Genomic DNA, 19,353 nt, shown 5'->3' with positions numbered 1-19,353 from the left:
GATTTGGACGCGCCTAGTAGCCTCGAAGACATGCCCGAAATCGCGCTTCCGATCATGACCGAACGACTCATACTGCGGCGCTTCGAGGCTGAGGACCTTGAGAGGTTCCACGCCTATCAGTCGCTGCCGGAAACTGCCCGGTACCTGCTGCGCAATGAGCTGACCAAGACACAGTCAATGGAGGTCCTGGGCCGTTACGCGAATGCACAGTTCAAACAGGAAGGCGACTGGGCCTGCCTGGCCATCGAGCGCCAGGATCGCCCGGGGCTCATGGGGGAGATCGTCCTGAAATGGCTGGAGGGGACTGGCCAGGCTGAACTCGGCTGGATACTCCACCCCGAGGGCAGGGGACAGGGGATCGCCACGGAGGCAGCCGAGGCCGTCATGAAGCTGGCGTTCGACCAACTGAACTTCCACCGCATCGACGCGAAACTGGATGCGCTAAACACTGGCTCGGCCGGCATTTGCAAGCGCCTAGGCATGCGGCTGGAGGCCACCCTCGTGGACAACTGGCACTACAAAGGCCAGTGGGCCACTGAAAATATCTACGCGATCCTCGATTCCGAATGGCGGGCGCGCCACGTGGAGGCTTGACGCCGCAGCGAGGCGCAGCGGGTGGCTTCGGACGAACGCCAGCCCACCGCCGTCGTACGTTCCGTCCTGAAACGGCGTTCAGTCCTGAATCGGCCAGGTCTTATGGTGCTTCAGCTGTTCGGTGAGCTGGGCCGCCGGCAGCGGACGGCTGAAGTAGTAGCCTTGCCCGCTGGTACACCCAATGCTGAGTAGGTAGTCCGCCTGCTCCGCGGTTTCGATCCCCTCCCACACCGCACCGAGGCCGCATGCGCGGATGAGTTGCAGGACGGCTGCGAGGAGGGCGGGCTGCGCGGGGTCGCTGCCGAGTGCGGTAAGGAGCGTTCGGTCCACCTTGACGGCGTGCACGGGCAAGCGGCGAAGGTAGTCAATGGAGGAGTATCCGGTGCCGAAATCGTCGATCTCCATCTCGACGCCCAGCCGCCTGAGGCTGTTCAGCGTGTATCGGTCAAGGTCGTTGCCATGAATGACCGCGCTTTCGGTCAATTCCAGAACCAACAGCGAGGGGTCCAAGCCGGCCGAGGTCAGGGCTTCACGCACGTCCTCCACGAACTCCAGCCGCTGGAGGTCGGCGGCGGACACGTTTATGCGCATGTTGAAGTCGTGGCGCCCCGTCAGGGGGTCGCTGCGCCACTGCTGCAACTGCTCGACGGCGGTGCGCAGCACCCAGCCGCCCAGATCGGAAATCATCCCCGTTTCCTCGGCGATGGGGATGAACTCGTCAGGCATGATCATGCCGCGGGTGGGGTGGTTCCAACGGACCAGTGCCTCGACGCCTTCGATCCCGCGGGTGTCCAAGCGGATGATGGGCTGGTAGAAGAGCACCAGTTGAGAGCCAGCGATGGCTTCTTTGAGCTCGCCCACAAGTTGGTTCCGCAGTTGCCTCGCCAGAAGCATTTCGGGATCGAAAACCTTTAATTTGCCACGACCATCCGCCTTGGATTCATACATGGCGATGTCCGCTTCCATCATCAATTCCTCGGCGCTCTTGCCGGAGTCCGCCATGCGAAGGCCCATGCTGGCACCGCACCGCACGTGTTGGCCGTCGATCTCCATGGTCCCGTCCAGTGCAGCGAGGATCCGGTTTCCTATGGAAGCCGCCACCGCCGGAGTTACGTCCGGCAACAAAATCGCGAATTCGTCGCCCCCCATGCGGGCCACCATGTCCTGCTCGCGGACGGCGGCGCTGATGCGGCTGGCCACTGTTTCCAGCACTTTGTCTCCGATGGTGTGGCCGAGGGAGTCATTGACGCCCTTAAAGCCGTTCATGTCCATCAGGAGAATTGCCGGCCGCTGGCTGACGTTGGGGTCCCGGTTCTGGGATTCAGCCAGCGCGGCGGAGAACGCTGAGCGGTTGTGGAGGCCTGTGAGGGGATCCGTCATGGCCATGTGTTGCATTTCCCGGTGGGCCTCGTGCAGCTGCCGGGTCCGGGCGGCGACCCGCTGCTCCAGCTCTTCATAAACGATCTGGAGGTCCTCGGCAAGGAGGTTGGTGCCCATGATCACGGCGTCGATCTCGTCGCGCGCGTCGGAGATTTCGATCCTGGTGCTCAGGTCTCCAGCGGCAAGCCTGACGATGCCGTCAAGCAGCCATCCCAAGCGCGGATCAGTTCCGGCATTCGAGTTTTCCTCGGACATGGTCACCCCCTGTGAGGTTCCCCTCGCTGATCAACCATATCCCGGAGGTACTCCCGAACGGCGGAGCTGCGATCAGGCAGCGCCGCCTGATCGAAAAGGTTGGCAGTTTCGCTGAAGGTCGCCACCGCTTCCTCCCGCCGGCCGAGGGCGAGCAAAGTCCGTGCCAGAAGGAAATGGGACTCCGCGGAGGTTTGCGTGGCCAGGATGGATGACCGGGCACACAAGGGCTCAAGGATGGTGAGGGCTTCCTGCATGTCGCCGTTGAGATAATTCCAGTGGGCGCGGACCAGCGACATCTCCAAGTGATCCCGCTCGGAACCTCCCACAATGTCTGTGGCGAGCTCGGCCCTCTCGATGCAACGGAGGGTGGCCGCATCACTTAGCCGGGCCTGAAGCCGCATCTCCGCGGAAGCGCGGTTGAACCGTGCCCACAAATCCACGTCCTTGGACGGAGAGAGCCGTTCGGAGGCAAGATCGTGGTAGCGGCTGCCATCTTCAACCCGGTCTGCGAGGAAGGCAACGTTGCCGATCACCCAATAGCCCTTGCCTGCGGTGTCTTCATCGATGTCCTCGGTCAGCAGGGATTCCAGCTCCAGGCACTCACGCCAGGCATCGTCCAGCATCCGGCTTTCCGCGAGGGACGCAATGAGCGCACGCTGTGCCAGGATCTGCACGTACACGAGGTCGGCATTACGCGCAGCCAGTTTGGCGGCGTCCGAAGCCATGGCAGCGGCCTCGGCTAAACGCCCCAGGCCCTGCAGGGCAACAGCAACCATGGTGCCGGCTTTGGCACCAAGCTCAGGCGAGGACGCGGTGAGCTCGTGGTCGTTCAGTTCGAGAGCCAATGACAGGTATTCATCGATCCGGCCTTGGTCGCGGAGGCATTCGGCCTGCAAGTAACGCATGTTCCACCAAGCCAGCTCATCCCCGGCATCAGTGGCGAGGTGTGCGGCTTCTCCCGCTAAGCGAAAGGCCTCGTCAAAGTCACGTTCCTTCCATTTGGCGCGTGCGTTGAGTCCGGCTACTAGATGGGACGCTAATTGTGGACTCTGCATGTGCCCATTATCCATGTCATTGGAGAAGAAAAGCTCGTATAGTTTGCCTCGTGACTGAATTCAAGTCACACCGGTAATTCGCATCAGTATGAAAGGGCACAGCGGATGAAGAAATTTGCGGCAACACTGCTCATGGCAGCGGTCCTGGCAGTAACGGGGCTCGCTGCTCCGGCTAATGCCGAGCCTTCGCAGGACAGCAACAGCACGGCAATCGGCTGGTGGCCGAACAGCACTACCACCAAGACTGAAACCACCACCATAGGTTGGTGGCCGAACTAAATTGGGGGAGCGCCTCTCAAGGCCACATGACTCAAACTGATGCCTCGGGTTTTTGCCCGGGGCATCTGTTTTGTTGCTGAATGTGTCGCAGATTAGTGACCACAAAGGTCAGGTTTCGAGCGGTCGTTGACTGGCCTGTCACGGATGGGTCCCCGCCGCCGAGGCGCGGTCAATCAGCATCAAGGCACGGTCAATCGGCAAGAAAGCACGGTCAATCAGCAGCAAGAAACCCGTCAAGCCGCAACGGGAGACCGCCAAGGGGCAGTGCGGCACCGCCAACCGGCATCTAGGGACCACCAACCGGCAATTCGACGGACACCGTAGTCCCCGAGCCCAGTGTTGAGTCGAAGACCATCCGTCCCATATGCCGGCTGACGATGTCGTGGGCGATCGCAAGCCCCAAGCCACTTCCTGGAACCGCCGCTGCCGTGGCGTTGGAGGCCCGGTAGAACCGCGTGAAGATGTGGGGAAGATCGTGTTCGGGGATGCCCAAGCCTGTGTCCGCAACCTTCACCAAGGCCGAACGGCCACCATCTGCGGATGCCGACACTGAGCTGGTGATGCCCACACGTCCGCCTTCAGGGGTGAACTTGATGGCGTTGGCCACGATGTTGGTGAAAACCTGTTCCAGCTTGGCTTCATCGGCAGTCACTTCCAGGTCCTCTGTTCCCTCGGTGAAGGACACCGCTATGTGCCGTGACTCTGCCAGTGGCCGTAGGGTTGCCACCACCACCTGGAGGAGCTTGGCGATGTCCACGGGTTTGAGGTCCAGGTTGCTGCCGTCCTGCATGGACACCGTCAGCATGTCTTCGATGAGCCGCCGCAGCCTGTCTGAGTTCCTGGCGATCACTTCCAGCATTTTGCTGATCCCTTCAGGAACCGGGCCGCCGGAACCGTCCCTGATCATGTCCAGGTAGGCCGTGATCGAGGTAAGGGGCGTCCGGAGTTCGTGGTTCACCGTCGCCAGGAAGTCTGTCTTGGCCTTGTCCAACTGCCTGAGCTGGTGCAGTACGCGTTGCTGGGCGCTGATGAGGTGGCCTTGGATGAGCCCGTGCGCCACATTCCCGGCGACGTGCTGCATCAGGGCGATCTCAGGCCGGGTCCAATCGTGCAGTTCCTCCACGGTGCTGAGAAGGATGATGCCCAAGGCTGACCCGCCTTCGCCCACCGGGAGCAGCACGGATGACACAGGGTTGAGCTCGCAAGACCAGTCCTTCAGCGCCTGGGTGATGCTGGATTCGGGCTGGGTCCGGTGGTCTGTCACGGCGAGGACGTCGGCTTCAGCCCATAGTCTGTTGGCGGTCTCTACGATCAGGCCCTCGCTGCCGCCCAACCTGGCAGGAAGCATCGGTGTGCCCGGCCGGTTCCATTGAGCGCGAATCGAGGGGACACGTTCGTCCCGGAAGGTCGCAAACCAGACGTGGTCCATGCCAAGGGCTTCACCAAAGCCACGAACCACGTGGTCGGCAATGAGTTGGGGATCGTTTGTTTCCCGGATGGCGGAGGAGACGTTCCGGAGGCTTTCGCGCAGGGCTTCGACCTCGCCCCGGGACCGTGCACGTTCCAGGGACCTGCCAATCAGGGTTTCCACGCGGTGGACAAGCTCATCGGGACGCACCGGGTTGATCAGGTAGTCCACCACGCGCCACGCTTCAGCTTCTTCAAGGTCCAGGGACTCGCCGGCGTTGAGAAGGAGCAGCACGGGAACACCGGGACTGCGCAGACCATGTGCCAAAGAGTTCTCCAACACCACTACGGTCGGACTATTGGTTTCCAGCCGCGCGGCCATGGATTCTGTATTTGCTGCGGCGAAAACTTCGAACCCTGCGGTGCTGAGCGCAGCGGTCGTCAAGGCCAGACGTTCGGCGTCTGAATCGGCCACGATCGCGGAGCGTGAAACATGCTGCACATCGGCCCCGTTCTTACCCACTGAGCCCCTTCCGTTACAACGTTCGTTCCACGGTAATTCCAGATTTGGCAACACACTATCAGCGCCACCGTGGCCTGCGGCCCTGAAGGGGCATTTGGTGCTTATTTGCGTCGCTGGTGCAAGGCATTGCGTCGGCAGCCAGGTCTTTACATTGCGCGCCGGATTCGTCAGCCTAGAGGGTGAAAGCCCGGGGGAGGCTTCCTCCTCCTGGAATCCGCAAGGAAACGCCAAGGAGACCAGTGAACCAGCCAGCAACACCGCAAGACCACCAAGAGGTGACGTTCGAGCTGGTACTCGAAGACACAGGAATCCTTCGGTTAACGTGGCCTCGCGGATCCAGGATCCAGGCGGCGGACGCGCAAAGGGCAATGGACCGGGTTAATGAGATCTGCGGCGAGTCGCGCCACCCGATGATCGTAGACATGGCAACCACTGCAGACGTCACGCGGGGTGCCCGTTCCGTGTTCGCCAAACCCTGCCAGGCCTCACGGATCGCCCTTTGGGGTTCGTCTCCGGTGGACAGGGTCATTGCCAATTTCTTCATTGGCATCATGCAACCGCCGTGCCCCACCAAGTTCTTTACCTCTGAAACAGAAGCCTTGCGTTGGCTGAAAGAGCATTAGCGCCACTTATATTTGGAGCATGCTCTCAGCGTTCCGGAAATACCTGCTGATTCCCCGCCTGATCAGGCTTTCCTCCGCCGCGCCTAAGGACCCGCTCACGGCATGGGACCGGTACTGGGGCAACGTCCGGTCCACCGGGGCCACCGGCGACGTGTTGTGGGACTCCGGCAGCCCACATGAACTTGAGGGCTACCTGCCCAAACTTGCCCGCCTGGATCCGTCCCTTCCTGTGGTGGACGTTGGCTGTGGCAATGGCAGCTTCACACGCCTGCTGGCCCAGCACTTCCCGCACGCGCTTGGGCTCGATTACTCCCCACACGCCGTAGACCGCGCACGGCAAGAGTCAGGGGACCTCACGACGGCGTCATTCGCCGTGTGCGACATGACGGCACCTGACGCTTCGCAGACCGTGGCGACGGCCCTTGCAGCTGCTGGCTGGACAGGCGATGCCAACGTGTTCATCCGCGGCGTGTTGCACGTTCTGGATTCCAAGGGAAGGGCGGCCCTGGCCGACAACCTGCTGCCGATCGTCGGATCCCGCGGCGGCGTGTTCCTGACCGAAACCAACTTTCCCGGTACTCCGGTGGATTACGTCAGCCACCTTGGCGCCACGCGCCAATCCATTCCCGCCCCTTTGGAGTGGGCCATACGCGGCTTGCCGATGCCAGGCCGCTTTGGTTCCGCCCAACGCGCCAAGGCATTCCCGACGGCGGACTGGGTCCTTCTGGAGGAGGGCGCGTCCAGCATAGAGACACGACCGTTGAGCAATCCGTCGGACCCGGACCTCATTCCGGGATACTACGCCTTGCTGCGCGCTAGCTAACACTGCACCCGCCACCACCAGGAGTGGCACGGAAGTCACCGGGGCTGTTGAACTGGAATAAGGTCCGAGTGCCGGTGAACGATCCGCCATGCGCCGTCCTCCCGGCGGTAGATGTGCGTTGTTCGCATGGTGTAGTCGGCCGGGACACCGTCAACGACGGCCTGGCTGTGCTCCAACCCGACGATGTAGGCGAGGCTTCCGCTGGCACCGGCCGCGACAACCTCGAACTCGAACCCGGTGGCGCCCGTGAACCGGAGGGCCTCCTGGCGAAACTTGGGCTCCAGATCGTTCCATCCCACTCCGGAGATGTGCGCACCGAACAGCGTTGTGGGGTCAGTGTGCGACCACAAAGCGAAGCGTGTTGTCACGTCGCCCTTATGCAGGGCCACCGTCATGTCCCGCTGCTTCGGCAGGATCTCGGCCAGGAAGGCCTCGGTCTCCTTGCCCATGGCAGGTCGCTCACCCGTCATGGGATCAGTCCGGCCAGGGGGCAACGGAACGCTGGCCTCTCCCGTCGGAAAATCCGCGTGACGATGCACGATCCGCCACGCGCCGTCTTCGCGACGGTAGACGTGGGTCACGCGCAAGCTGTATTTCCGGGGAGTGCCCTCAACGGTGGTGGTGGTGTGCTCGTAGCCGACGGTGTAGGCGATATCCCCGCCTACACCGGCCGCGATGATCTCAAGATCGAACGAATCTGCGTGCGAAAACCACGAGGCGACGTTGTGGAACATGGGCTCAAGCTCTGCGCGGCCGCTGCCGCTGAGGCTCGCACCGAAGAGCGTCAGTGGATCGTTTTGCGACCACAGCGCGAGGCGGGGGCCGGCGTCGCCGTCGTGGATTGCACTGTCCGCGGCCTGCTGTCGGGGAACTATGTCGGCGAGGAAAGCATCGGTCTCAGTAGACATGACCAACTCCATTACAGTCTGACTGTTTTGAATACTGTTATACTGCATCCAATGAGTGCGAAAATCAAGAGGCCGTACGACTCCACCCGCCGCCAACAGCAGGCTGCGGAGACACGGCGAAGCATCATCACAGCGGCGAACGAGCTTTTTATCTCGCAGGGATACGGGCAGGCCACGGTGAAACAGGTGGCTGAACGGGCGGGCGTCGCCGTCGAAACCGTATATGCGACGTTCCGCACGAAAGCCGCACTGCTCCGGCACGTTTGGTACGTCGATTTCCGCGGCGACGAGGCCGACGTGGCCCTCTATGACAGGGCGGAGATGCAGGCCATCCTGACCGAACCGGACCTGCCCGCCAGGATCCGACGCCACGCCGAATTCGTGACCGCGAGCAATCGGCGGATTGCCCCTCTCCTTGAAGCGCTCACGGGAGCAGCCGCGAGCGAGCCCGACGCCGTCGCCATGCTCACTGAATGGGCCGACCGCCGCTTGGATGTCGCGACGCGTTACGCACACGCTGCGGCTGCCACCGGGCAGCTTGGCGTTGCGGAAGATGAATGCCGCGATGTGCTGTTCGCGACCATGGACGGCGCACTCTGGACCCGGTTCGTCGAGCAGCGCGGTTGGAGCGACGAAAGGTTCTCGGACTGGCTTGCCGCGATGTGGATCAGCATGCTCGTCCGGCACTAACCCGGGGCGCGCCCTGCCAAACACTAGGAGCTTGTGTACACCTAATGCGACTACTTCAGCCCCGCTCCAGGAAGAAGTTCCGTGGCGCCCAGTGAGTCGGCAACAAAGGCGTAGTCCCAGGCCCGCTCGCGCCACTGCACGTACCGGCCGGACGCCCCGCCGTGGCCGCCATCCATCTCGATCTTCATGACGATCGGCTCCGTGCCGGTGGATACGGAACGCAGTGCCTGCACCCACTTGGCCGGCTCCACGTACAGCACACGGGTGTCGTTGAAGGACGTTACGGCGGCGATCTTGGGATAGGCCACGTCCCGCACATTCTCATAGGGAGTGTAGGACTTCATATACGCGTAGGCTTCGGGATCGGTGATCGGGTTGCCCCATTCCTCCCATTCCAGGGCGGACAGGGGAAGCTCGGGGTCCAAAATGCTGGTCAGCGGATCCACGAAGGGCACCTGCGCCACCACGGCCGCGTACTTTTCCGGGGCCATGTTGGCGATGGCACCCATGAGCAGCCCGCCAGCGGAACCACCCATGGCCGCAATCCGGGACGGGTCCACCCAGCCGGAGCCTGCCAGCCAATCGGTGGCCGCGATGAAGTCCGTGAAGGTGTTCTTCTTGGTGAGTTTCTTCCCATCCTCGTACCAGTGGCGCCCCAGCTCGCCGCCGCCTCGGATGTGGGCAATAACCATGACGATCCCGCGGTCCAGCAGCGATAGTCGCGCAACGCCGAAGCCCGGGTCCATGCTCATCTCGTACGAGCCGTACCCGTAGACCAAGCCAGCGGCGGTGCCGTCCTGCTGTACCGAGGCGTGGTGCAGCACAGACAGCGGAATCCGCGTGCCGTCGTCGGCGGTTGCCCACTCACGGGTGGCTACATAATCCTGCGGGGAGTAGCCGCCCAGGACCGGGCTTTCCTTACGCAGCAACAGCTGGCCCGCTGGTAGCCCGGCAGTGGGCAGAACGAAGTCGTAAACGCGCGAGGGCGTGAAGTAGGAGGTGTAGCCCATACGGATCACGGGAGCCTCATAGTCCGAGCCGGAAACGCCCGCGGTGTAGAGCTCTTCTTCGAAGGCGGGCTCCACCGGCGGTTCCTGCCCTGGCGTGCCCAGGCCTGCGAGCGGCAGCACCTGAACGCGCTCGATGGTGTCCTTCCGGATGGACAGCACCATGTGCGTGGAAGTGACACCCGCGCCGTTGACGCGGACGTCGTCAGAATGCTCGACGACGGTCCGCCAGTCCTGCTCGGCCAGCGGCTTTGTGAGCTCGGAGGGATCAACCAGGCTCACCATCGAGTTGATGGCGTCCTTGTTGTGTGTCAGGAGAAGGGTTTCCCTGCCATCCAGGAGGAAGGGCTCGGCCTCGTAAAGAATGTGTTCTTCACGTGGAATGACCGTGGTGAGCCCGGCGTCGTAATCGTCAAAGCGGAGAAGCCTGGTCTCGCTGAACTCGGAGCAACCGATGCTGAGCACAAGGTGCCGGCGGTCGGAGGCGAGATCGAAGCCCAACCACATGGCGACGTCGTCCTCCTGGTAAAGAACCTCGTCCTCGGCGACCGGCGAGCCTAAAACGTGTGCCTTGACCTGGTAGGGGCGCCAGGAATCATCCACCACGGTGTAGAAAAGACGCGTGCCGTCGGGGGAGAAGGCCACGCCGTAGAAGATGTTCTCGATGACGTCCGGCAGGAGTTCGCCCGTCCGGAGGTCCTTGATGCGCAGCGTGAAGCGTTCATCGCCGGAATTGTCCACGGCGTATGCGTAAAGGTTGCCGTCGATTGTCACGGCAGCGCCACCGATGCTGAAGAACGGCTGGCCCTCGGCTTCCACGTTTCCATCCAGGAGCACCTGCTCGCCCGGGATCTCCACACCCGGCTCAACAGATGGCGGAGTCCAGTCACCTACGGGGTCACCTGTGTTTCCGGCCACGACGCGGCAATGGATGCTGTATTCCTTGCCCTCCACCGAACGGCTGTAATACCACCAGCCATCCTTCCGGCTGGGCACGGACAGGTCAGTTTCCTGGGTGCGGCCCTTGATCTCCTGGAAGATTGCTTCCCGGAGCGGTTCCTGATGGGCGGTCACAGCCTCCTGGTAGGCGTTCTCTGCCTTGAGGTGGTCCACTACCTCCGCGGATTCTTTGTCCCGGAGCCATTCGTAGTTGTCCACGAAGACGTCGCCGTGGTGTTCGCGGCGGCTGGGGACACGTTTGGCAACAGGCGGCTGGGGCGCTGAACCGTTGGCAGGGGCAGCAACAGACGCGGAGGAGGTGTGGCTCATATGGCAACTCTATAGACGGCCTCTGACACGGAACCAGTGATTTCGCTCAGAGCGCCCAGACGCTCAGTCCACGCCCTGCGAAAGCGTGCTGGCCAGCGTCACCCGGTTCCTTCCCGAGGCCTTTGCCGCGTACAGGGCCATGTCGGCTTCCCGCAGCAACTGCTCGGTCCCCGCGCGGTGCCCATCAGCGAACGCTGACACGCCCGCGCTGATGGTGAGTATGCCATCGGGGTCGCCGGAGTGCTCGATCTGGAGCGCATGCACAGCCGCCCGAACCCGCTCCATCACAACTTCCGCGCCAGCCGCCGTCTGCTCCCGAAGGACCAGCAGGAACTCCTCGCCGCCGAACCGGTACACGCCGTCGGACTGGCGGACCTCGGCAGCGAGGGTCGAGGCGATGGCCACCAGGGCGGCGTCTCCTGCCTGGTGGCCGTAAATATCGTTGTAGCGCTTGAAGTTGTCCACATCCACCATCGCCAGACAGTAATCCCGCGAGTAGCGGTCGCTTCTGCTGTGCAGTTGGCCCAGGTCTTCCGTCAGCTTGAGTCTGTTGTGCAGCTTGGTCAGGGGATCCGTGCGGGCCTGTTTTGTCAGCGCCGTACGATACTTGGCGAGGTCTGCGTGCAGCGAAGTGATCCGTTGCGCGGCCAGGAGGCGGATGTGAAGGTTGAAGGGGTCCAGCGGTTTGGTAACGTAATCGTCCGCGCCGGCCTCCATGCCTGCCAGGACATCTTTTCGCGAACCGTGGGACGTCACCAGGATCACGTAGGTGTAGGTGTCCTCCTCGTGGGCTCGGATCGCCCGGCAAAGATCCAGGCCGTTCAGCCCGGGCATCATCAGATCCGTCACCACGGCCGCAGGAGCATGTGCCTGGTAGAGATCCCAGGCCGAGTCGCCATCCACCGCCACGATGCAATCATGACCGGATTGCTCGACGGCGGCCTTGGTGATCATGCGGGAGATCTGGTCGTCGTCGGCGATGAGTACTTTCATGGGGCTCCCAATAATGTGCGCTCAAGTGCCCCATCCACCCGTGCGAGTTCCGAATTTAGTTGTTCGAGTACTTGCGTTCCGTGCGCTGCAACACCAGGACCAGCCTCACGTCCGAGCCGTTCCAAGTCCTTGGCCAGCGCTGCGGCACCTGTCGCGCCGATGTTGGCTGCGGCGCCGGCAAGTTTGTGGGCGGCGGCCTCCACCGCGTTGGGCTGCCCGCTCTCCAAAGCCGAGCGCAGCTTCTCCTGAGCGCGCTGGGCTTCCTCCCTAAACGCCTTGATTGCGTCAGGCAGCAGGCCCAAACCGTCCGCCGGTCCAAGTTCGCGCAGGATCTGCAGCCGGTCCTCATCGAGGACGGTGGCGCCAACGTCGTCGGATTCCGCAGCGTTGGCGTCGTCGGGCCGTGCAGCGTCCACAACAACGTTCGACGGCGGTACTTCCGTCAGCTGCTCCTGAGGCACCCACCTGGCCAGGATGTCCCGGAGCTTGTCCAAATCCACTGGCTTGCTGATGTAATCGTCCATGCCAGCCGCGAAACAGCGCTCGCGGTCCTCGTTCAGGGCCCCGGCCGTCATGGCAATGATCGGGATCCTCACGGTTTTGGAGTCACGGGACCGAATGGTTTTTGTCGCCTCAAAGCCATCCATGACAGGCATGTGGCAGTCCATAAGAACGGCAGCATAGTTTCCGGTGAGTGTCGCCGCAACGGCTTGGGCTCCGTCGTCGACGATGTCTACTTCGTAGCCGAGCCTGTTCGCCATCCCGCGGGCCACCAGCTGGTTGACTTCATTGTCTTCAGCCACCAGAAGCTTGCCCAGCCGGAGTTCCGGGTCCCGGGACGGCAGCTCGGGCTGGGTTCCAAGGGGCGCTACCTTACCCATCGTTGTCGTTGCCACGAGCCGCAGGAGCCGGTTGTAGAACTCGGAGCTCCGCACGGGCTTGGTGAGGTACTCGCGGATTCCTGCGGACGTGAGATCGGCCTTGTCCACCTGCATGGTGGAGGTCAGGAGAATGATCCCCGGGCCGCCCGAGCCGTTGCTCTCTTCCTTGATTTGGCGGGCCAATTCCAGGCCGTCGATATCGGGCATACACATGTCCACCACGGCGATGTCATAGGGGTGGTGGTTCGAAGCGGCCAAACGGTATTCGTCCATGGCAGCCCGCGCATCTGCGACCGCCACCGGCAGCATTCCCCAGCTGGCAAGCTGCGTCTCCAGCACCAAACGGTTTGTGGCGTTGTCGTCCACCACCAGGACTTTCCGGCCCGCGAGCGAGGCAGGCAGGATTCCCGTGTCCGTGGCTGGAGGGCCGACAGGAAGTTCCAGTACAAACCAGAATTTGCTGCCCACGCCCATTTCGCTGTCGAGACCGATTTCGCCGCCCATGACCTGGGTCAGGCGCCGCGAGATGGCCAGGCCGAGGCCTGTGCCGCCGTAACGGCGGGTGGTGGAAGCGTCTGCCTGGGCAAAGGATTCGAACAATCGGTGGTGGTCTTCGGCGCTGATGCCGATTCCAGTGTCGCGGACTTCAAACCGCAGGGAGGCTTTATTCGAATCCTGGCTGACCACTGAAACCTGGATCTCCACCTCGCCGGATGGGGTGAACTTGACCGCGTTGGATGACAGGTTCAGCAGGATCTGCCGAATCCGTCCGGAGTCACCCATGAGCCGTTCTGGAACATTCGGATGGCAGTAGGAGATCAGCTCAAGGTCCTTGCTTTGGGCTTGTTCAGCAACCAGCCCTGCAACCTCTTCCACGAGAACCCGGGGATCGAACGCTGTGATGTCCAGGTCCACCTTCCCGGCTTCCAGCTTGGAGAAATCCAGGATGTCGTTGATCAGCGTCAGGAGAACCTCGCCGGCCCCCTTGACTCCTTGGGCGTATTGCCGTTGGACCTCGTTCAGGCGCGTATCCAGCATGAGCGACGTCAGGCCGATCACGGCGTTCAGAGGGGTCCTGATCTCGTGGCTCATCGTGGCCAGGAACTCCGACTTGAGCCTGCTCGATTCCAGCGCGGCCTCCCGGGCCGCCAGGAGTTCGGCTTCTGCAGCTTTGCGTTCCGTGATGTCGCGGGAAATCGTAGCCACGCCCCAGATACCCGATTCATTGCGAACGGGTGAAAGAGTTACGGAGACCGGAATGGTGGTGCCGTCTCCGCGTCGGCGGAGGCTCTCAAAGTTCTGAACGGCACCGCTATCAGCGGTTGTTTGGAGGGCCTCGTGTTCAGCCTGCCGGAATTCCTCGGGGATAAAGAAGTCACTGTTCCTGCCTATGGCCTCCGCCGCCGTGTAGCCGAAAATCCGCTCCGCCCCCGGGTTCCAACTGAGTATCTCGCCCTCGGGTGTTTTGCCAATGATGGCGTCACCAGAGGAGTTCACGATCGCTCCCAGGCCCTCAAGCTCGGCCGTGCGGGCCGCCACTTTGGACTCGAGGTCCCTCGTGAGCGACACATTCTCGACGACGATCAGCACCTGCCGCACGATGACGAACACCAAGACCAGGAGACCCGTGACCAGCAGGATCGGGTCTCCTAAGTTGATGGCGCGACTGCGGTTGAAAAGGACTGCGGCGAAAACGGGAACATACGGCAGGAGTTCCAATGCCGCCGCGTACGTGCGTCCATCCTTCTTGCTGCTGCTGGCCTCCGGAGCCAGAGGGCTTAGTCCGACCAGTAGAAAAGCTGCTACCCAGCCCAAAGCCAAGGGGGACCCGGTCACACCTGTGACGCCTTCGGTAGTGAGCCGCACGTAGGTAAGGTCCGTCAAAGCGAGCACCAGGAAACCGAGGCCAAGGCACAGCCAGGGCAGGCGCCGCCCACGGGCAGCCCGCATGGTCAGGACGATCAGCAGGGAGACCATCACCACGTCCACGAACGGGTAAGCCAGCGTGGTCAGGAAGGCAAGGGTGTCAGTGTGGCCTGCCGCGATCACCGGCCCCAGGACTGCGCCCCACGCAATGAATAGAACCGCGCTGGCTACCGTTCCGACATCCAAGACAGTCCGGACGACTGACATGCGGGCGCTGCCGTCCCTCGAAAGCAGCATGAGTCCGACGGCCACGGGCAGGGCGTACCCGACGAATCCGATGTCGGAAGCTGATGGGAAAGGGTATGCGTGATCCAGCACCACGCCGTTGAAGGTCCAGAGGGCCTGCCCACAGGTCCAAAGGGCCAACCCGGCCACCACAAACCATCGGGCCTTTGTGTTGCCGTGGCCCCGCAAAGCTGCGCTGGTGTGTGTCACCAGTGCAGTGACTGCGGCGGCGAGGATCGCTAGATCACCTGCGAGCTGTGCTGTGGGTGAGCCGATGCCGCTGCCGAGCCCGGCGGCCAAAAGTACCGCGCACAGTCCCACTGCGAAAAGGAAAAGCGGCATGCCCTGCCGCGACCACGCGCGCACCGGAAAAACCTCGTGCTTCACTCCTGCCACTGAACCCCTGCCTTCGAAAGTGGCCCCACCAAAAGCGAACAACGCATCTTGCCTTTGCGCTGAGGAGAGCATACGCCGAAAGCGCGCTTAAGTGACCGGCAACACACAAAGGTGACGTCCTGTGAAACCCCCCATCTAAGTAGCAGTTAAGCGCGTTTTGAGCGTCCAAAACGGCATTAACTGCGACGCAGTTGGGTCAGCGCTCCGGGGTGAGGGTTTTCGAGAACAGCACAGCACCATTGGTATTGCGGAGGCTTGCCGTGAACGTGCCGTCCGGGGCAATGTCCACATGTCCGAAATATTGGTTCTCGCCGTCCCGCGGTGACTCGCCCGCGAAACGCCCGGCCTTGCTGAACACCACTTCGGGCCCAAACGTTCCATCCATGGCGTTGGGACCAAACGAGCCAGCGTTGATGGGGCCGGCCACGAACTCCCAGAAGGGATCGAAGTCGGTGAACGCTGCACGTTCGGGGGAGTAGTGATGGGCTGCGCAGTAGTGCACATCGGCGGTGAGCCATACAGTGTTCTTGACGCCGTCCCGCTTGAAAGCACTCAGTACCCCAGCGATTTCCAGTTCCCGTCCCAAGGGAGCGCCGTTGTCCCGGTTGGAGAGACTCTCCTGGTTCACCGGCCCATCCGGCACGATGATTCCCAGCGGGAGGTCCGCGGCAATCACCTTCCACGTCGCCTTGGATTGGCGTACTTCCTTGATCAGCCAGTCCACCTGCTCCTGGCCCAGGATGTTCGTGGAGTAGGGTTCTTTGCCGTCCGTGTTGGGGGACTTGAACGTCCTCATGTCCAGGCAGAAGATCTCCAACTGCGGGCCGCGCGAAATTTTCCGGTAGATGCGCGCAGGTTGGTACTGGCCGGCGTCGAACGTTCCTGGGCGCCAAAGCGCCGCGGAGTCCGCGATTGGCATGTTCTCCTGCCAGGCCTGACGGCCGCGGGCGGCGAGGACGTTCACGTTGCGTTCGGTGTAGCGGGCGTCGTCCAGGATCTGGCCGGGGTACCAGTTGTTGTGCGTTTCGTGGTCGTCCCACTGCGCGATCACGGGGACCTCGGCGAACATGGCGCGCATATTGGCGTCCAGGGAGTTGTAACGGTGCCGGCCCCGGTATTCGCCGAGTGTCTCAGCAACCTTGGACACTTCCTCGGTGACGATGTTCCGCCACACCTGGCCGTCCTTTTCGGTGACGGTGGCGGCGATGGGGCCGTCGGCGTAGATGGTGTCCCCGGAGTGGATGAAGAAGTCCGGGCGCGCGGCATGCATTGCGTTGTAGCCGCGCATGCCGCCGATCTCCTCATTGATGCCCCAGCCCTGCCCGGCGGTGTCTCCGGTCCACACGAAACTTTGGTTTGACGACCGCGCGCCGTCTCCGGGCGCGCCTTGGCGATCGTTCCCGGACAAGCCGGGGGCCGTGCTGAACGTCCCGTTGACTGCCTCGCCGAGCCCGTTCTCGTCCTCGAAGTTGAGTTCAAGCGCGAAGCGGGTCCCGGACGGAAGTCCTTTGGCGTGGATCTTGGCGGTGAAGTCACTGGCGTCGGTAGCGAGCGGTCCTTGGATGGTGCGGCTGAACCCGTACCGTCCCCGGAGGATCTCGCCCGCGCTGTCCACTGCTTGCAGGCGGGCCGTGAGGCGTCCCGGGCCCGAGGCGCGTGACCAGAGGACAGCGGAATCGGTGGTGACATCGCCGGTGGCAATGCCAGTGGGGAGAGTTAGGCGCTTGCGGACCAAGGGGATGGCGGCCGGGGCGGCAGATGCGGCCGGGATCCCAACGGTTCCAGCGCCCGCGGTTCCAGCGCCCACGAGGGCCAAGCTGGCGAGGGATGTTTTGACCAGGTTGCGGCGTGAGAGATCAGTCATGGATCCACTGTTTCGGGCCGCCGTGAACGGAGAGTGAGCCTCAGGTGAAGGAAACCGGTCAGTCGCCACAGACCAGTCAGGAAACTCAACGACTTCTCAGCGCGCCGGGCATACCGGCGGGCCTGATCGGGCAGGGGGGCGTCCGACCAGGCCCGGCGGGGCTCTGTTTTGAAGCTGGGTGAGTTGAAGCTGGGTGGTGAGGCTTTTGTGGGGCTGGTGTTACCTGGTGGTTTCGGTGCGTTGGGTGCCGGTGAAGGCGAAGGCGATGGTGCTGGTGGCGCCCTGGAAGATGTCATTCGCCGTGGTGGGGAATGCGGTGGTGACTTTGAGGTAGTCGGTCTTGGCTGCGGTCAGGGCGGTCAGGTTGTTCAGGACTTTGTTCGCGGTGATTACCGGGGCGGCGGCCATGACGGTGGTCTTGGTGCCGGAGCAGGTGTAGGGGGCTGCGGCGCCGGTCCAGGCAACTGAGCAGTTCTCGATGGTCAGCTGCAGGCCGTTGGTTGTGTCGGTGGTGAGCAGTGAGGCGGTGGCGCCGGCGGAGGTGGTGAGGGTGACGTTGTTCAGGTCCGAGTTGCCGGTGTTGGCCAGGGTGACGAGCTTTTCGACCTTGTCTCCGGGCAGGAGTCCTGCCACCGGGACGTTGAGGGTGTTGTTCGCTCCGGTGCCCAATGCGATGGTGACGGTTCCGGCGGTGGTTTGCTGGCTGGCTGAGGTGGAGGAGGTGAACGCGCCGTAGGTTCCCATGCCGGCGACGGCGGCTGCGGTGCCGAGCAATGCGACGGAAGCGAGGACTTTGCCGGAGGTGGTCTTGAGGCTGATGGCCATGGGAATCAATATCCTTTCGGGAGGCCACCGCTACCGGCCGGCCGTTTCGTTTGCCGGCCCTGAGTGGCTGACAAGAAATACTTTGCCGGGCCCGGATCAAGAACCAATCCTGCAATCCATCAACACTTGCTCAGGAAAAGATCAAGAAACGGTCAGGCCCTCCCAGAACTAGCGGAAATGGACTACTCGCATTCCTGATTCCAAAGCAAGTGGTGCGTTCCGGAAAATTTGCGTACTACCTAGTGCTAATCCCGGGCTCCGAAGAAAAAGACGAGTATCTGCTACTCGTGCGGTGCCCATGGCCAATTCCTAGCATTAAGTTCCCTAGGGTTTCTGAATTTCTGTTCCGCCGGCTCAGCGGTGGTTCGCTCCCTCGCACGTGACGAGTGGCGCTCCCCACAACATTTCTGCGCTATCGCATACGCCCCTCCCATAGGGCTTCTGCGTGCTCAGACCGACGCCATGGATTCTGGGATACCCAATGAACATTTACAATGACGAGCTTCAAACTACACTGTCAAAGAGCGCGCCCGGCGGGACCTTGCTGCTTGGGTCGCGCAAAAACAAAGTCCTGATGATCGCAATTGCCATCATCGTTGTTATAGGGCTAATTCTATTGATTTTTGGGGTTTTTTCACAGGCAAACAACCCAGCAGTTGATGTGGGACAGAATGTGTCCAGTGAACAACTGACTGCCCCGCAAGCCCCAGACTCCAGTCCAGCCACGTCCGCTGCGAGTGAAGCAGCAGCGGCACCCGCAACCGAAACCAAGGTTCCCGCCGTCGAACCGGCCGTGGCCGCGGCGCCGCCCGCAGAGCCTGCACCGGCCGAACCCGCACCGCCGGCAGTGGATTCCAACCTCTATACGGTCGTCGCCGGAGACACCGTGGGCTCCATAGCTGCACGGTTCGGGGTGAACATGAACGAGATGTTGGCTGCCAACGGTTTGAGCGGCTACTCCGTCATTGTGCCCGGCCAAGTCCTGAAACTCACTGGACCAGCTGTTCCACTCATCGATCCGGCACCGGCTCCCGCTGCCCCCGCCCAGGCCGCCCCTGCCCAAGCCGCCCCTGCGCAGGCTGCTGCTCCCGTAGCCGCAGGCTGGACAATTTATGTGGCTGGATCCGGAGGCCAAAGCCTGGTGGACGCGTGCATTGGACCCATCCATTTCACTCCCACGGATGGCTACGCACTGTTCATCACCGAGCACGACTTCTGTGGAGGTTGGGCACGTTTCTCCGGCATCGGTGTGGGACAGACGGTTAACATCCCGGGCTACGGCACTTACACCGTGACCGGAAGGGGACAAGTGCCGAACCCCGGAACTACTAACAATGTCGCGGCTGTCTTCGGCGGCTTTCCCGCGGTTGTCCTGCAGACATGCATCCCAGGTACGAGCCAGATGTTGGTGATCGGACTCAATTAGCAGG

Annotated in this window: 15 protein-coding genes; 6 read left to right on the top strand and 9 right to left on the bottom strand. The window is 62.4% G+C overall.

The annotated features are described in order from the left end of the window. Positions 1–30 precede the first annotated feature (30 nt). Entirely contained in the window at positions 31–594 is a 564-nt protein-coding gene (locus ACZ5G6_RS18810) for a GNAT family N-acetyltransferase (protein ID WP_223934336.1), read from the top strand. A 78-nt stretch (positions 595–672) separates the two neighbouring features. Here the strand turns inward: ACZ5G6_RS18810 and ACZ5G6_RS18805 are convergent, their stop codons facing one another. Together ACZ5G6_RS18805 and ACZ5G6_RS18800 are read right to left on the bottom strand one after the other, a co-directional pair. Further along, positions 673–2,229, bottom strand: a complete 1,557-nt coding sequence (locus ACZ5G6_RS18805; protein WP_223934335.1) for a putative bifunctional diguanylate cyclase/phosphodiesterase — start codon at positions 2,227–2,229, stop codon at positions 673–675. Positions 2,230–2,231: 2 nt separating this feature from the next. Next, complete coding sequence (locus ACZ5G6_RS18800) at positions 2,232–3,284, bottom strand: hypothetical protein (protein ID WP_223934334.1); 1,053 nt, start codon at positions 3,282–3,284, stop codon at positions 2,232–2,234. Positions 3,285–3,389: 105 nt separating this feature from the next. Here ACZ5G6_RS18800 and ACZ5G6_RS18795 point away from each other — a divergent pair, with 105 nt between their 5' ends. Continuing rightward, positions 3,390–3,563 carry a hypothetical protein gene (locus ACZ5G6_RS18795; RefSeq protein ID WP_216926367.1) on the top strand — a complete coding sequence of 58 codons (174 nt, stop codon included), beginning with the start codon at positions 3,390–3,392 and terminating at the stop codon, positions 3,561–3,563. 286 nt (positions 3,564–3,849) lie between these two features. Here the strand turns inward: ACZ5G6_RS18795 and ACZ5G6_RS18790 are convergent, their stop codons facing one another. Beyond that, on the bottom strand, positions 3,850–5,493 hold the full coding sequence (locus ACZ5G6_RS18790; RefSeq protein WP_223934333.1) for an ATP-binding protein: 1,644 nt from the start codon (positions 5,491–5,493) through the stop codon (positions 3,850–3,852). Positions 5,494–5,732: 239 nt separating this feature from the next. On the opposite strand from ACZ5G6_RS18790, the gene ACZ5G6_RS18785 reads away from it, so the two are divergent. Both ACZ5G6_RS18785 and ACZ5G6_RS18780 read left to right on the top strand, forming a co-directional pair. Next, positions 5,733–6,116 carry a DUF7793 family protein gene (locus ACZ5G6_RS18785; RefSeq protein WP_223934332.1) on the top strand — a complete coding sequence of 128 codons (384 nt, stop codon included), beginning with the start codon at positions 5,733–5,735 and terminating at the stop codon, positions 6,114–6,116. Between the two features lie 19 nt (positions 6,117–6,135). After that, positions 6,136–6,939 (top strand): class I SAM-dependent methyltransferase, encoded by an 804-nt coding sequence (locus ACZ5G6_RS18780; protein WP_498687244.1) that lies wholly within the window; start codon positions 6,136–6,138, stop codon positions 6,937–6,939. 35 nt (positions 6,940–6,974) lie between these two features. Here ACZ5G6_RS18780 and ACZ5G6_RS18775 read toward each other — a convergent pair whose 3' ends face one another. Next, positions 6,975–7,847 carry a nuclear transport factor 2 family protein gene (locus tag ACZ5G6_RS18775; RefSeq protein WP_498687243.1) on the bottom strand — a complete coding sequence of 291 codons (873 nt, stop codon included), beginning with the start codon at positions 7,845–7,847 and terminating at the stop codon, positions 6,975–6,977. A 51-nt stretch (positions 7,848–7,898) separates the two neighbouring features. Between ACZ5G6_RS18775 and ACZ5G6_RS18770 the strand changes: the two genes are divergently transcribed. Continuing rightward, positions 7,899–8,537 carry a TetR/AcrR family transcriptional regulator gene (locus ACZ5G6_RS18770; RefSeq protein WP_498687241.1) on the top strand — a complete coding sequence of 213 codons (639 nt, stop codon included), beginning with the start codon at positions 7,899–7,901 and terminating at the stop codon, positions 8,535–8,537. A 50-nt stretch (positions 8,538–8,587) separates the two neighbouring features. Here ACZ5G6_RS18770 and ACZ5G6_RS18765 read toward each other — a convergent pair whose 3' ends face one another. The 5 genes from ACZ5G6_RS18765 to ACZ5G6_RS18745 all read right to left on the bottom strand — a co-directional run bounded on the left by ACZ5G6_RS18765 (position 8,588) and on the right by ACZ5G6_RS18745 (position 17,923). Further along, the gene (locus ACZ5G6_RS18765; RefSeq protein WP_498687239.1) at positions 8,588–10,813 is read right to left on the bottom strand and encodes a S9 family peptidase; all 2,226 of its coding nucleotides are present in this window, start codon (positions 10,811–10,813) and stop codon (positions 8,588–8,590) included. A 63-nt stretch (positions 10,814–10,876) separates the two neighbouring features. Then, the gene (locus tag ACZ5G6_RS18760; RefSeq protein WP_498687237.1) at positions 10,877–11,806 is read right to left on the bottom strand and encodes a GGDEF domain-containing protein; all 930 of its coding nucleotides are present in this window, start codon (positions 11,804–11,806) and stop codon (positions 10,877–10,879) included. Further along, positions 11,803–15,180: a hybrid sensor histidine kinase/response regulator gene (locus tag ACZ5G6_RS18755; protein WP_498687235.1), complete on the bottom strand. Its 3,378-nt coding sequence runs from the start codon at positions 15,178–15,180 to the stop codon at positions 11,803–11,805. The genes ACZ5G6_RS18760 and ACZ5G6_RS18755 overlap by 4 nt, the downstream gene beginning before the upstream one ends. Before the next feature lie 250 nt (positions 15,181–15,430). Beyond that, positions 15,431–17,098, bottom strand: coding sequence for an alkaline phosphatase D family protein (locus ACZ5G6_RS18750; protein ID WP_498687232.1), 1,668 nt, complete (start codon positions 17,096–17,098; stop codon positions 15,431–15,433). Between the two features lie 219 nt (positions 17,099–17,317). Then, positions 17,318–17,923 (bottom strand): TasA family protein, encoded by a 606-nt coding sequence (locus ACZ5G6_RS18745; protein WP_498687230.1) that lies wholly within the window; start codon positions 17,921–17,923, stop codon positions 17,318–17,320. 481 nt (positions 17,924–18,404) lie between these two features. Between ACZ5G6_RS18745 and ACZ5G6_RS18740 the strand changes: the two genes are divergently transcribed. Next, positions 18,405–19,349 (top strand): LysM peptidoglycan-binding domain-containing protein, encoded by a 945-nt coding sequence (locus ACZ5G6_RS18740; protein ID WP_498687228.1) that lies wholly within the window; start codon positions 18,405–18,407, stop codon positions 19,347–19,349. Positions 19,350–19,353 lie beyond the last annotated feature (4 nt).

It is taken from the genome of Arthrobacter sp. TmtSoilC51 (assembly GCF_055388015.1).
This window is presented reverse-complemented; position numbering and strand designations above follow the sequence as displayed.